Genomic DNA, 15,834 nt, shown 5'->3' with positions numbered 1-15,834 from the left:
CCACCACCATTCATTACTTTTGATTTACCACTGAATGTTAATACTAAACATTGTGCAAAATATCAGCAGTAAAAAACAGAACCATGACATTTACATAGTTCTGTTCCACTTTTTAGTTTATTTAGTTTCGATTGAGGAAATGGATTCCCGTGATTCTGCACAATTATTTTGAATATTGTTTAATGCTGTTTGTATATAAACATACTGCGGTAATTCTGGTAAATGTTGCTTTTCAATATGCTTACCTGTTTCAAAATGCTTTGCAATATTTTCAAAAATCACTAGGTATTTCCCCATTTTCAGATCATCTATATGTTCTCTTTGGGCATTATTTAATGCTCTTTTTAGCATAAAACTAATCTCTTCTAAAGCATATATACTTGGATAATGATAACGTACGCGTTTTTTATTAGTAGCAACTTCTCCATTTGCACTATTATACACTTGAATCATATTATTTAATTTCACACTGAGTAATACCATTTCCTTTTTATCTTGCTTCACAGAATGATAGCCATTTTCGGAAAATAAATAGTGAAACACTTTTGCTTCATCTCTGACAACATCAGCAATGGTTTCAGGTAACATAGATGACGCTGTTTTGCGACCTAAGATTAACAAACCAATGACTGCTATTACCACACCTACAATGACATCGATAATACGTGGTAAAGCAATTAAAATGGTCAAATGGTTGGATGCTAGTCCATTTAATAAGATAACTTGAATTGTTATAAAAATAACTGCGAAAGAATAGTTAGCGCCTACGAAAATTTCAGTTACCCCAGCAGCTAATGTCAATAAGATGATAGCGACAGGGATAGGCGGTGTACTTAATAGAATTAATGATAGTATTAACACACCAATAATTGTACCAATACTTCTTGAGCCTGCACGTTCAAAACTATGTACTGTTGTGGCACCGATCAGAACTGTGTGTGCACTTAATGGAATCCAGTAAGCTTTATCAAAATCAAACATTAATGCTACAAATACGGCTATCGCCATAATAATTGTATAGCGTAATGTATTTCGGAAAACATAAGAATCTAAAGTTAAATTTTCAATTATACGTTGCCCATAGATAGAAACGCGTATATCTACTTCATGCTCTACACGGTCAGCATTAGCATTTATGATTTCGTCAACTTTAAATATGTGGTCAACAAGGTTTTGGTATTCTGAAGCTACTGCAATTTCTTTGGACCACTTAGCATCCGTTTTACCATCAGATAACACCATATCAATAATATAATCTGCCATTTCTTTAATTTCATTAGGTAAAGGACGGCTATCTTTACCATTAAGTTCTAGTAATTCAGAGTAAATACCTTGTGCTAACGTGTGCAACAATAAGATACGCTGAAATTTTGACGATTCTTTTGACTTTTTACCACTCGCTGCTATGAGCTGATTGTCGGTATAGCGAAATGATACAACTGCTTTCGGTGAAACTGTTCCAAATGCATCACGATCATTAAAACTATGAATTAATGTCTTTATCATTTTATAGTCGCTTTTTATTGCAGTCGATTCAGCAGATTCTTTAGTTAGTATAATAGTAATAACTACAACAACCGTAGCTAACAAGCCCCCGATAAACATGGCTACCCCTCTTGTTAAGGCTTCTTCCGGCGCATAAGGTAAATTAATCGGCAAGCTAAATGCAACGATAAAGAAAGTAGAAGATGGCCCTGGAATATTGAGCGCACTGAAAATGTAATATGGAATAACAGTAACAGCTAATAATAATCCTCCAAAAATCAATGGTTGATTGACCGTTAACGAACCTAGAACCATAGCTATAGAAAGTCCACAGGTTGTTAATAGGACAATTCGTAACTTAGATCGAACTGAGCCACCAAATACATAAATATGCGCTAAGGTACCTGTAGCTATCAGTAAACCAATGGAAAAATAATCTACTAGATAACCAATCATTAATGGAATAAACATTAATATAGCTTGGCGTAAGCCTTTGCCAATATCAATTTTCATGGTATTAAAGCGCATCAGCGATTGTAAGTAATTCAACAATGTCTTTCATCTCCTATATTATTTTGTTTTTACATAAATTACGTTTAAGTATATTGCGCTTTGAGAGTTACACATTCATTTAATTAATTGCTATTATACAGAAGTATTATGTCTTATCATGTTTCAAATTCACAGGAATTAGCAATTATTTTAATTCAGTCACGTTATTAATTCTATCACTTTTAACTTTATTTTTTTAGATATAGATTCAACAAAAAAAGACACCTAGTTTATCTAAGCGTCTAAAAAACATTAAGTACATTTATGATTGTACGCTCCTCACAGTGGGTTACTCTGTTTCTCTAATATCTTCGTCAATATTTGCGTAATCAATATCTGTTGTCAAAAAAGCCTCATTATTTACTGGGAAATGTTGCTCTAATGTTTCAATTTTACTTACTTCAATTGTTCCCTTATTTAATTCAAAGTTTAGTACATGTCCACCAAATGTTTTATCATCATTAATAAAATGTAAATGAAAACCACTTGCTGCAATACCGTGGAACAATTGAGGGGAATAAAAGCCAACTATAGTGCCAGTAATTTGTTCCTTGGTAAATTCAGGTTGTACTTTAGCTGATTCAATTAAACGAGTGTATGGAGGTTGTTGTTGAGGCATCATGCGCACATGCATAATTTCAAAAGTACCGGTAATTTTAACAGCATTAAAGATGTTTTTACTGCCCACCTTGGCTAGCACTTCATCTAATAACGTCTCATCATCTGTAATAATATGTGTTGTGAATTGTATATCAGGTTTGAATGGTGTAACTGTAGCAAATGGTGTCAGTTCTGTACCAGTTAAAGTACGAAATTCATTATATTCATTCGCATGATAAGCAGTGCCATCTAAAATAATAACTTCACCGTCTGAACCAGACAAGGTACCAATACCCAAATCTCCATGCTCTAAAATAGAATTAATTGTAGCAGTGCCTTCCAACATGCCTGCCATTAATGTTCCTAATGTTCCATGTTGATATAACATTATCATTACCTCCTTGGGTAAATAAACTTAACTATTATGTTTAACATCGGTTGATTTAAAACAACTTTTCATTATATTATACACAACATATTTACAATCTCACAACTTCCATGTTTCTGAGTAACGAAGTGAATATTATGGTGTGTCTCTACTGCTACTCTATTGCGTGTTATGAATGTTTCTTATTTCATTCCATCAATAAAAAGCACGAAACTATAATAACGATTATCACGTTATTATAGTTTCGCTACTTAAATTAATCGTATTTAATTACTGGACAAATCTTTTTGTTATTGAATTGGCTGAGCCACCACAATATCAGGTTTTGCGCTTAATAGCTCACTCACTTGTCCAAAGAATGTTTTAAAGTGCTCTGAAGCATTATGCGCTTCTACTGCTGCTTGGTCTTTATAATGTTCAATCATTACAAACGTATTTGGCTCATCTGTCTTTTCAAAATGTTCATAATATAATGAGCCTTCTTCTGCGTTCGCTGCTTGAATCAACGGCTGAACTAATGTTAAATATTGTTCTCTGTACTCTGATTGTACTTTCATTATTGCATTGATAATTATCATAAAATGCAGCCTCCAAAGGTAATAGAATAATATTTATTAAGTATATTCGCATTTTATACTATTTTCAACTCATTGAACTTAACTTTTAGTTAATGGCTTATCTGGTTTAACAAAGAACCACATAATAATTGCAAACACAACTGGGATAATAATGAGTTGTAATGTCATAGTCCAACCAATTCGGTCCGCCAAGAAACCTGCAAGTAATGGGCTCAGTAATGCACCAATATTGCCCCATAAATTCATCCAACCTGAAACAGTACCTGCGAAGTTACGTCCTAAATCTGTAGCTGCTGCCCAACTCATACCCATAGACATACCTATACCACCTAAACATAACGATAACCAAAAGACATTCACATATAAATCATCAGTTTTTAATGCGAAGATTAAAGAAATACAAAATACTACAAAGCCAAAAATAGCTATTACACCACGCGCCATAAATTTCGAAGTGCCTAGTTGTAAAATTTTATCTGAAATGATGCCACCTAGAATAATTAGTATGAACATAACAAACCATGGTGCACCTGCAACAAATCCTAAATCTTCTAATTTCACACCATGTTGCTCCGTTAAATATGTAGGCAACCAAATCAAGAAAAGCCCAATAACAAACTGAACTACAAAGTATTGTGCTGCTATCGCATAGAATCCGCCTCTTTTTAAAAAGATATTCCACGGTGCAACACTCTTTTCAGTCGATACTACATCACGGTTTTCCATAATAAAACGTTTTTCAGCTTCATTAACCATTTTGTGTTGTTCAGGTAAATCTTTAGCTATCACTGCCCAAAGAATTGCAATTACAAAGCCTATAAAACCAAAGATATAGAAGACTGCTTCCCAACCAAACGCGGTTACTATCGCGATTGTTATAACCGGCGCTATAACTGGTCCAAAATATGAACCTGCTAATAGCATACTAGAAGCACGACCCTTTTCCCCTTTACCAAACCAGAAAGAATTAAATACTGCATTTGACGGATACATCGGTGCTTCACCAACACCAAATAAGAAACGAACTGCATAAAGCATACCGTGATTCTTAACAACACCTGTCAAAATGGTAAAAGCACTCCACCATACTAATGCTATTGTAAGCATTTTTCTCGGGCCAAACTTTTCAGCTAAAAAACCAGAAGGAACTTGCATCAATGCATATCCTAAAGAAAACAGCGACGCGAGTAATCCAAATTGTGTTTTATTCATTCCTAAGTCTTTCATCATAGGACCTGCTATAATTGAAATGTTTGATCTATCTATGTATGCGATAACACCTATTACGAAAAATGCTAGCGCAAAGTACCATCTAATATTACTCCTTTTTTCCTTCATAATGTCCCAACTTTCTACCAAAGCCACACTCATCATATGACCTATTGTTTATTATCATGAATCGATATTAGCACAAATTGTAAGCGTTTACAACGTTTTTTTTGAAATTTCCTAAACATTTTTGGATGAATAATAATTCTTGCTATTATATCGCTTGTTGCAAAATATTGAGATATTATTAGGTCATTATAGTAAAATACCTTATAATATGGATGTACTTTTTTAAAGCTATAATGTTTACAATTACAAAGGAGTCTTAAAACACTATTATGGAACATCTATTGACAGATTTTATTAGCTCATGGGGATATTTAGCCATTACTATTTTAATATTGCTAGAAAATGTTTTACCATTTATCCCTTCTGAAATTATTTTAACTTTTGCAGGTTTAATGACAGTTAAATCAGAGCTTTCTCTGTCATTGTTATTTATTATTTCTACACTTGCCTCATTTGTTGGTCTACTCATTTTATACTTTATAAGTAGATTAGTATCTGAAGCATGGTTATATCGCTTTGTAGATAACTACGGAAAGTGGTTAAAATTGAAAGGTAAAGATGTGGAAAAAGCAAATCAATGGTTTACCAAATACGGTGCTTGGGCAGTATTTATTTGTAGATTTATACCAGTCTTACGCGTCTTAATTACCATTCCAGCTGGCATTAATAAGATGAATGTAGTTAAATTTATTACATTATCCCTTATAGGTACAACGATTTGGAACCTTGTTTTAATTTACTTAGGCAAAATGTTAAGTGGCAGTTGGGATGAATTAATGAATGGATTACATACTTATTCATATGTTATGTACATTATCATTATTATTACAGTAATCTCCATTATCTTTACCTTTTACAAAAAGCGTAATACCGAAAACACAAAAAATTAAAAAAAGCGTGTTAGCCTTTACTGGCTAACACGCTTTTTTATCTTTCTTCTAGGATAAAGCCCCTTTTGCTATCCTAGACACGATCTATTTTTATATTTCTCCCATTGTTTAACAGTGATTTAACCCCTTAAATGCACTGTTATAAAATACAAGACACCTTATGAATCAGCATAAGTTCACGTATCTTTTATTTAGCTTTTTTTACTTCATCACTTACTTCTTTTAATTCTGTTGCAACATCTAAATCAGGTTTTTTCGTGAACATACTCACCACAATTGTAACAATCAAACTTGCTAAGAAACCAGGTATAATTTCGTATAGATTAAAGAAATCATTTGTTGCACCAAGTGGCTTAACAAAAACAATCCATAATACTACAACGACAGCTCCTGATAACATACCTGACACTGCACCAGAACGACTCAAACCTTTCCAATATAATGATAGTAAAACTAGTGGTCCAAATGCTGCACCGAAACCAGCCCATGCATTACCAACCAGATTTAAAATTGTATCATTTGGTGACCATGCAATTACTATAGACACAATTGATACTAAGATAACAGACATTCTACCTACAAACACAAATTCTTTTTCATGTTCTTTTGCTGCTTCTTCACCACGGATTAACTTGTAGAAATCTTCGGTTAAAGAGCTAGATGTAACAAGTAATTGAGAAGAAATCGTACTCATGATTGCCGCCAAAATAGCTGCTAATAGGAATCCTCCTACTAATGGATGGAATAAAACTTGGCTCATTAGAATAAATAATGTTTCCGGATCTTGTAGTTCAACATTTTGTTGATTAATAAATGTAATCCCTACTAAACCAACCCCTACAGCACCTAACAAACTAATAGTCATCCAGCCAATCCCAAAGCGTCTAGCTGTAACAATTTGTTTTACAGATTTAATCGACATAAAGCGTACAATGATATGTGGTTGACCAAAATATCCTAGTCCCCATGCAAAAAACGAAATAATACCAATCACTGTAGTACCTTTAAATAAATCTAAATTGGTAGGCTTAAGTTCGGCTGCTTGAGACAATGTGTCTAAACCATTTAGTTGCATCATTGTTACGATTGGTACCATAACCATAGCGATTAACATAATTACCCCTTGGAAAAAGTCTGTTAATGATACAGCCAAATAACCACCAAAGAATGTATAAGCAATAACAATTACTGCAACTAAAATCAAACCATAATGATAATTTAAACCAAATGCACTATCAAATAACTTTCCGCCAGAAACCATACCTGCATGTGCGTATAACGTAAAGAATATAACTATGATAGTACCAGAAATAATTTTAATTACATTTGCTTTATCATTTAAACGATTTTTGAAAAAGTCAGGTAATGTAATCGCATCGCCAGCTTTTTCAGTATATACACGTAATCTAGGCGCTACTACAATATAATTTATGTATGCTCCGAGCGTTAGGCCAATTGCAAGCCATGCTGCTGAAAGCCCAGTAGTATAAACTTCTCCAGGTAGTCCCATAATCATCCAACCACTCATATCTGATGCTCCTGCAGATAAAGCAGTCACATATGGTCCAATACTTCTTCCCCCAAGCATATACTCACTAATATTGCCAGTTGCTTTTTTATAACCATAATATCCTATTATCAGAAGAATAATAAAATACAAGGCAAGCATAATATAGGTCTGCCAATCAGGATTAACCTGACTCGACAAAGTAGTTCCCAATGTTAGCATGATAATAACTCCCTTAATTCATAATTTTGTTACATGCATTTATTATACAAAAATATCGATAATTTTAAAGTGCTTTTTGCAAATTCTTGTGTAAATTTTTATTACTAACGCATCTGACAACGCTATAAACATTGATATAACAGCATTTATAACCCACAATAATAAAATGTGTATTTATACACTAATGGTGTTTAATAACTTTTTTGTAAATATGAAATTTACTTTTTTATAAAAAGTTATATGTAAATACACGATTTTTTATATTTGAGTAACATCAGATGATTAAGCTTTAACTACTCATTTGAATCACATTTATCCACTAACTCATACTAAATATTAAAAGCAGTTCATTTTTTAGAAAATATTAATTATTCATCATATAATGGTAGAGTAGAAAATAAAATAATGTAGACATAGTGTAAGCGTTTTACAAACATGTTAAAATAATTACAATAATACAACTGGAGTGACAAATTCATATGAGAAAAGCGTCAGAACAAAGTGTAAGAAGTAGGTATTTAGATTTATTGTCTGAGCGATTTCAGACAAAAGCTGCATTAGCTACGGAAATTATTAACTTAGAATCTATTTTAGAGTTACCTAAAGGAACAGAACATTTTGTCAGTGACTTGCATGGCGAATTCCATGCGTTCCAACATGTGTTAAGAAATGGCTCAGGCAATGTTCGATCTAAAATTAATGATATCTTTCAAGATACATTAACACGCAAAGAGATTAATGATTTTGCTGCGTTAGTATATTATCCTGAAGAAAAATTAAAACTTATCAAAAATAGCTTTAATTCCAAAAGTGAATTAAATGAATGGTATATCACAGCCATCAGCCGTTTAATCAAGCTCATTACATACGCATCTTCCAAATATACACGCACCAAGTTAAGAAAATCATTACCTAAAAATTACGTGTTTATTATTGAAGAGTTACTATATAAAAGTAATAAATACAACAACAAAAAATCATATTACGATACGTTAATTAACCAAATTATTGAGTTAGAACAATCAGATGATTTAATTATTGGGTTATCATTCACAGTGCAACATTTAGTCGTTGATCACTTACATGTTGTTGGAGATATTTATGATCGTGGACCAGAACCAGATAAAATTATGGAAACATTGATTAACTACCCTTCTGTAGACGTACAATGGGGTAATCATGATGTGCTATGGATGGGTGCTTACGCAGGATCTAAAGTTTGTTTAGCAAATTTACTACGTATTTGTGCGCGTTACGATAACTTGAACATTATCGAAGATGCGTACGGCATCAATTTACGACCTTTACTAACTTTAGCTGAAAAATACTATAGCCGGGATAATAAAGCCTTTTATCCTAAAAACAAAGTCGCTGACGGGGAACAAGCTTCACAATTAGAACTCGCACAACTAACCAAATTGCACCAAGCTATTGCGATAATCCAATTCAAATTGGAAGCACCGATTATTAAACGCCGTCCTGACTTTGAAATGGAAGAACGTCTTGTACTAGAGAGCATTGATTTTGATAAAAATACAGCAACTCTGTACGGTAAAACATATCCATTAACAAATACTTGCTTCCAAACGGTAGACCCAGAAGACCCAAATCGCTTAACAGATGAAGAAGCAGATGTAATGGATAAATTATTATTGTCAGTTCAACAATCAGAAAAACTAAAACGTCATATGACTTTCTTAATGCAAAAAGGTACGTTGTATTTACCTTATAATGGCAATTTACTAATTCATGGTTGTATTCCTGTTGATCAAGATGGAGAAATGGAAGCTATGACTATTGATGGTGTAAAACATTACGGCCGCGATTTACTCGATCATTTTGAAAACTATGTGCGTGAAGCTTTTGACCATAAAGACCGCCATGATGATTTAGCTACTGATTTAGTTTGGTATTTATGGACTGGTAAATATTCTTCATTATTTGGAAAACGTGCAATGACAACATTTGAACGTTATTTCATTGCTGATAAGGCTGCACATAAGGAAACTAAAAATCCATATTATTACTTACGTGAAGATATTGATATGTGTAAAAAAATGTTGAAAGATTTTGGTTTAAACCCTGAAACTGGACATATTATTAATGGGCATACACCTGTTAAAGAAATAGATGGTGAAAATCCAATCAAAGCTGATGGTAAGATGATTGTTATTGATGGGGGCTTCTCTAAAGCTTATCAATCGACAACCGGCATCGCAGGTTATACCTTATTGTACAATTCATTCGGTATGCAATTAGTCGCCCATCAACATTTCAATTCGAAAGATAACGTTTTATTAAATGGTGAGGATGAACTATCAACACGCCGAGTGGTCGATAAAGAATTGGAACGTAAAAAAATTAGAGATACCAATTCCGGTCAAGAATTACAAGAGAAAATCATCATTTTAAAAGAACTTATGCATGATCGATTTTTAGACTAAATAACTTCAAAATTACTATATTCAACTTATGCTACAAGCATCATTTCACTTATATTAAATAAGCCTGCAACATAAACAAACCCTTCGCAAATTAATGTGAAGGGTTTATTTTTGCATCATCAAAATTTTTTGGCAATGTTTGCCTGCATAATAACCACTATTGTTTAATCATATATTATAAGATGTTGCTATAATATTTATAATATTGGCAGTGGTTTTTGCCGGTGCAAAAAACTGCCAACAAAGTCAGAGACTTTATCAACAGTTTTAAATATAGTATAAATCCAATATGGCATCGACTTATTTTATATAAGATGATTAGTAAATAATCCAGAGATAGAAATGATTTATGTTAATCTCATTTATCAATTAGTTTATTCAACATAATAATCACAACCATTGTTTAATTTAGATCTTATAATATTGGCAGTGGTTTTTGCCGACTCCTGCGGGAATAGCACTAGCCGCAGACTACTGGCTAAGGCAGTGCCCGCGGAAAGCGTGCATAAAAAACTGCCAACAAAGTCAGAGACTTTGTCGACAGTCTAATCCTGAAACATAACACATGTTCTAGGCTTTTTCTTTATAAATTTTGGTTGTTATACGCATCTTTTAAATAACCAATAACACCGTCATTAGTTTCTAATGGTTTTGAATGATGACGTTTAAATGTAACAACACGTGAGTCACTAATATGATATAACACCATGTCATTTGGGGTTAAAGTTGCTTTTTGATTTGCAGGTATTTCTAAAATATTATATTTAGTAATGTAGTTATTAAACCATCGTGAAGTCATTTGATCATCAAATAAGATATGATTTTTAATGGGGCCTTCTACATTACGCCTTGCTTGTTCACTATTAAATGATACAGGCATCATATCTACGTTTTTCAATCCAAATTCGGGCACGAGTTCATTAAATGCTAAGCTGTTAAATACAAAGGATTGTGTCATTAATAAACAAGTATGGTATCGCGATAAATCAGAGTAAATACGATCATTACTAGATAGGAGGTTTCCTTCAAATATTTCGAAACCTAATTCTTGCGCACGTGATTTATTATTTGAAAATAAATTAAAAGTCATAACTGGTATTTGATGTTCTCGTAATTTAGCTCCTAAATGATACGCAAACTCACTTTCACCTACTATAATAACGCCTGGAGGTTCTACACTAGAGACTCTCATTAATTTACTAATTGGTAAGAAACTGAAACCATATATAACTACAGTAACAAATACTAAACCAAAAGTTACAGGTGTAATTAATTCAGCTAATGGTGCTTTTTGTTCAATAAATAGCCCTGCGAAAAATTGTGCCACTGTGAGTACCACAATCCCTCTTGGAGCCATCATTGATACCATCGCGCGTTCCCGCTTCGAAATTTCTGTATTAATAGTTGCAAATAATATAGAAATTGGACGTACAATTAAAATCATTGCTACACAAAATATAAATAGCTTCCAAGAGATTAATTGTGTTAACACCTCAAGTGTTAACGAAGATGTAATTAATATAAATACGGTCGATACCATAATGGAAGATGTACTTTCAATAAAGTGATCAGATTCCTGAAAAATCAAATCATGACGTTTCATTCGTGCCATCATCAATCCAAAAATAGTAACAGCAAGCAACCCTGACTCAGGTAATATCTCATCACAAATAGCAAATATTAATAAGATAAATATTAATTGAATCGACGGCATCAAATTTTGTGGAATCAAATCTTTTTTAATTAACCACATAAATAGATAAGAAGCAGCAAATCCAATAATAATTGCGATTAAAAAGCTCAATAAGAATTTAAATAAAATAGTTATATTAAACCCTTGTTGTACAAGGTCAAAAACATAAAATGCTCCTAATGCTATCATCGGTCCAATTGGGTCTAATATTATACTTTCCCAACGTAAAATAGAATCGACATTTTTATGCACTTTCGCTTGTTTCAATAACGGCTGAATCACAGTAGGTCCTGTGATTAAGAACAGACCACCTAGCACTAAGGAAATTACTAATGAAAAACCTAATATATAATGTAATGCCAGTGTTCCTAATATCCAAGCCAGAATCGCACCTATTGTAATAATACGTATGACAGCTTTTGATATATATTTAATTTCACGAAAGTCTAAATTACTACTACCTTCAAATAAGATAATAGCAACAGCAAGTGATACAAGTGAGCTAAAGACATCTTGCCCCAAACTCTCTTGAGGGTTTATTAATCCAAAAATTGGTCCTACTAACAAACCAACAATTGCCATAACAACTATTGATGGCCATTTGATTCTACTTGCTAACCATTGGCTAAAAATACCTAACGCAAGAAATATTACAATCACTAACATTAACGGCAAGTCTAATAACGACATAATACGTGCCTCCTCATTTTTATACGGACAAGGTGCCATATTATCAAACAATAATCTACAATGCACTCATTTAGTTTTATATGAGTTTACTTCGTAATTGCAATTTAGTAAAAGCAATTACAATCACTCTTTACCACACCTATCAATTAAAAAAACTGAAATTGTGCTATACCGTTTTAGATAAATCTACCTAAAATTTATCTATCTCGATTACACAATCTCAGTTTTCACTGTAATATATCTACTTATATTCTGTTTTATTTATTTAATACTTCTTGACCAGCAACCACACCTGACTGAGTTAATTCATGACTATTGACCCATACTGTTGTCACATCTGCACCACGAGAATTGAAGATATCAATCACTCTTTTACTTTCAGCTAAAGGTACAATCGGATCATTTTCACCCATTGATAGTAAAATTTGAGCATTACTGAAATCTTTATCTGTTGTTACTTCTATTGGATATAATGGTGCATATAACAATGCCTTCTTAAATGTTGTATTTTCGCGCAACATCATACTGATAGCAATATTAGAACCATTAGAGAATCCAACTGGAATTGCTTTACTTAAATCAAAAGCATATTTTTCAGCTGCTTCTGACAGAAATTCTAATAAACGGTCTGTACGATAATTTAAATCTTCTACATCATATTGTCCTTCTCCGTGGCGTTTAAAAAAACGGTTCATACCATTTTCAGATACTTCTCCTCGTATACTTAACACATTGTAGTCGTCATTTAGTACTTGCGCTAATGGTAATAAATCATTTTCATCACCGCCTGTGCCGTGCAGTAAGATAAATGTCGGTGCATCAGGTTGTCCTTGCTTAAAAATGTGTTCCATCGTTATCTCTCCTTTTATTATTTTAAATATTAATAGGTGGTAATAATTGCAATAATTCTTCTCTTCGTTCTTCATATTGTGGTGGTAACATTAAGTGAGTACCTAATTCATCAAATGGTTCATCTACTGTAAAACCAGGGCCATCAGTAGCAAATTCAAAAATAATATCACCATGTTCTTTCATATACACTGCATTAAAATAATTACGATCTTTAACTTCAGTTAAATGATAGCCTTTGTTACTCAACTGTTCACGCCACGCAAGTTGTGTTTCGTTTGTTGGCATAGACCAAGCTATGTGGTGTACGACACCTGTGCCCCAACGTACTCGCTTTTCTGGAGTGGTTTTGTGTACTATAACGTGATGTTGCCATTCGCCTGCAGTCGTCAAGTGTACTGATACATTGCTGTCATTGACTTCTGAAAGACCCATATCATTTGTTAATGTAGCTATAGTTTGTACCGGATTACTAGATAACATAGTGACACCATGAAAGCCTATAATGTCATGATTATCACTCGTCGTTTCACTCTCCACAAGTGCTAAAGGCAAATCATGTGTATCTTTAAACACGAGTGTTTCCTGATCAAAGAGTTGATTGCGTTTAGTCGTAATAGCATGATTATTTAAGTGCTGTTCCCAAAGATCCATAGTACCTTGGGGTATTCTAAAAGCAATAGTCTCAACTTGGCCTGCACCTACTTGACCTTTTACATGGTTTGGCCAATTGAAAAAGGTTAGTATCGTACCATTAGCTACTGAGTTATTTGAAAAATATAAATGGTAAGTCCCTGGATCATCAAAATTCACTGTTTTTTTGATTAGTTTTAAATTTAAAATATCTCTATAAAAACGAATATTCTCTTCTGGATTACCTACGATAGCTGATATATGATGAATGTGTTTAATTGCTTCCAAATCAAGCCCTCCTTTTATTTATCATGATTACGTTTAGTGTTAAATGGACGAATTTCTGATTCAATATAGTCACGTTGATTTTCTAAAAACGGTGGTAATGATAATGCTTCACCTAATGTTTCATATGGCTCGTCACCCATAAATCCTGGACCGTCTGTAGATACTTCGATCAATATATGACCAATGCGTGCATAAAGTGCTTCAAAATAAAAACGATCTACTAAACCTGAGTTACCAATACCTAATTCTGTATATTTGTCGTGCCATGCTTGAATAGCATCATGATCTTTCACTCTAAATGAAACGTGATGTACTTCACCATATCCTTGTCTAGCTTCTGGTGTTTCAGTATCTTTTCTTAAAATGACTTGTCCACCATTGCCACCTTCACCTACATTTAATAGTGCAACGTCAGTTTCTTCAACAATTGTTTGCATACCATAAACATTTTCTAAGATTTTTTTGAAATCCTCAAAATAACTTACAGTAATTTCAATAGGTCCTAATCCATAAATTGCTTTATCTGTCGGTACTGGAGCATTTTCCCAAGGTATACCAGGTGCTACACCTTTGTTATTCTCATCGGAAACTAATTGATATAATTGTCCATCCGCTTCTTCAAATGGTAGTACTTTTTTATCAAATAGACTTTGTACACCGTCGTGTTTCACACCAAATTCATCAAAACGCTGTGCATAATAACTTAATGCTTCATCATTTGGCACACGGAATGACGGTCTACTAATTGAGTTTGTACCTCCAATACCTTTAGGTACATTAGGAAAATCAAAAAATGTCATATCTGTTCCTGCGGATCCAACATCATCTGCAAAGAATGTGTGGTACGTGTATATATCATCTTGGTTTACTGTTTTCTTCACAAGTCTCATACCTAATACATCAGTAAAAAATTTATAGTTACGTTCTGCGTCATCTGTAATTGCTGTAACGTGATGAATACCTAATAATGAATTGTTTGTCATAATAAATCCTTCTTTCTTAGTTTTTATCTCGAAATCGAGATTGTTTTTGTGAAAAAATTTTGCTACCTACTTATTATTTGTAGGAGCACTTAACTTTTTGAGTGTATTTTGCAATGTTTGTAATTCTTCGTCTGTTAAGATTGAAAATGTTGATTGGATGGTCTCAGCATGTTTCGGAAAGATCTCATCCATAATGTGACGCCCTTGTTGTGTCAATGAAGCATTGATTATACGTTTATCCTGTTGATTTCTAATACGGGTCACACACCCTTTTTCCTCTAGCTTATCAACAACGTAGCTAATACTACTACTAGCTATAAGTACACGTTCTCGAATGCGTTGAATAGGTTGATCACCTTTATTATAAAGTAATTCTAGTACCGCAAATTCTGTAATATTTAATCCGTATTGCTTCACATCTTCGCGCACTATTTTTTCCAAATAATCTAAAGTTCTATTTAATCCAATAAATGCATTCATAGATGACTTTGTTCTATCCATCTCATCACCAACTTTCATTTTATTTCGAATTCGAGATAATTGTATAGTCTCTATTAAAAGAAGTCAACACTTTTGAATATAAAAAATATACTACACGTTATTAACCTGCTCATTTATCGATAAACTTCTCATTCAATAACAAATTCTTTTACACCGTTTTTGTACTTCATCACGTGGTACATATATACTGTGG

The 15,834-nt window shown here is 33.1% G+C and carries 12 protein-coding genes; 2 read left to right on the top strand and 10 right to left on the bottom strand.

Annotated elements, in window-relative coordinates; all coding sequences use genetic code 11:
- Positions 1-117 precede the first annotated feature (117 nt).
- From MUA37_RS02335 to MUA37_RS02320, 4 genes are all read right to left on the bottom strand, one after another.
- Positions 118-2,037, bottom strand: a complete 1,920-nt coding sequence (locus MUA37_RS02335; RefSeq protein WP_107377079.1) for an FUSC family protein — start codon at positions 2,035-2,037, stop codon at positions 118-120.
- A gap of 289 nt (positions 2,038-2,326) precedes the next feature.
- The gene (gene budA / locus MUA37_RS02330; protein ID WP_002510556.1) at positions 2,327-3,025 is read right to left on the bottom strand and encodes an acetolactate decarboxylase; all 699 of its coding nucleotides are present in this window, start codon (positions 3,023-3,025) and stop codon (positions 2,327-2,329) included.
- 290 nt (positions 3,026-3,315) lie between these two features.
- Positions 3,316-3,603, bottom strand: coding sequence for a putative quinol monooxygenase (locus tag MUA37_RS02325; protein WP_002510555.1), 288 nt, complete (start codon positions 3,601-3,603; stop codon positions 3,316-3,318).
- A gap of 78 nt (positions 3,604-3,681) precedes the next feature.
- Entirely contained in the window at positions 3,682-4,941 is a 1,260-nt protein-coding gene (locus tag MUA37_RS02320; RefSeq protein WP_142019389.1) for a pyruvate MFS transporter, read from the bottom strand.
- Between the two features lie 269 nt (positions 4,942-5,210).
- Between MUA37_RS02320 and MUA37_RS02315 the strand changes: the two genes are divergently transcribed.
- Positions 5,211-5,831, top strand: coding sequence for an undecaprenyl phosphate transporter UptA (locus MUA37_RS02315; protein ID WP_204171435.1), 621 nt, complete (start codon positions 5,211-5,213; stop codon positions 5,829-5,831).
- Between the two features lie 187 nt (positions 5,832-6,018).
- On the opposite strand, the gene putP is transcribed toward MUA37_RS02315, so the two are convergent.
- Complete coding sequence (putP, locus tag MUA37_RS02310; protein WP_142019387.1) at positions 6,019-7,560, bottom strand: sodium/proline symporter PutP; 1,542 nt, start codon at positions 7,558-7,560, stop codon at positions 6,019-6,021.
- A gap of 479 nt (positions 7,561-8,039) precedes the next feature.
- Between putP and MUA37_RS02305 the strand changes: the two genes are divergently transcribed.
- Positions 8,040-10,004, top strand: a complete 1,965-nt coding sequence (locus MUA37_RS02305; protein WP_262624796.1) for a fructose-1,6-bisphosphatase — start codon at positions 8,040-8,042, stop codon at positions 10,002-10,004.
- 583 nt (positions 10,005-10,587) lie between these two features.
- Here the strand turns inward: MUA37_RS02305 and MUA37_RS02300 are convergent.
- The 5 genes from MUA37_RS02300 to MUA37_RS02280 form a co-directional block, all read right to left on the bottom strand.
- Positions 10,588-12,387: a cation:proton antiporter gene (locus MUA37_RS02300; RefSeq protein WP_262624795.1), complete on the bottom strand. Its 1,800-nt coding sequence runs from the start codon at positions 12,385-12,387 to the stop codon at positions 10,588-10,590.
- Positions 12,388-12,644: 257 nt separating this feature from the next.
- Entirely contained in the window at positions 12,645-13,238 is a 594-nt protein-coding gene (gene mhqD / locus MUA37_RS02295; protein WP_204171438.1) for a methylhydroquinone degradation carboxylesterase MhqD, read from the bottom strand.
- 22 nt (positions 13,239-13,260) lie between these two features.
- Entirely contained in the window at positions 13,261-14,157 is an 897-nt protein-coding gene (locus MUA37_RS02290) for a ring-cleaving dioxygenase (protein WP_135024567.1), read from the bottom strand.
- A gap of 14 nt (positions 14,158-14,171) precedes the next feature.
- Positions 14,172-15,140, bottom strand: a complete 969-nt coding sequence (gene mhqE / locus MUA37_RS02285; protein ID WP_262624794.1) for a ring-cleaving dioxygenase MhqE — start codon at positions 15,138-15,140, stop codon at positions 14,172-14,174.
- A gap of 66 nt (positions 15,141-15,206) precedes the next feature.
- Entirely contained in the window at positions 15,207-15,641 is a 435-nt protein-coding gene (locus MUA37_RS02280; RefSeq protein WP_021459775.1) for a MarR family winged helix-turn-helix transcriptional regulator, read from the bottom strand.
- Positions 15,642-15,834: the final 193 nt, after the last annotated feature.

Origin of the sequence: Staphylococcus arlettae (assembly GCF_025560845.1) — a bacterium.
Lineage (GTDB): Bacteria > Bacillota > Bacilli > Staphylococcales > Staphylococcaceae > Staphylococcus > Staphylococcus arlettae.
The sequence above is the reverse complement of the archived record's forward strand: the minus strand, read 5'-3'. Positions and strand labels throughout refer to the sequence as shown.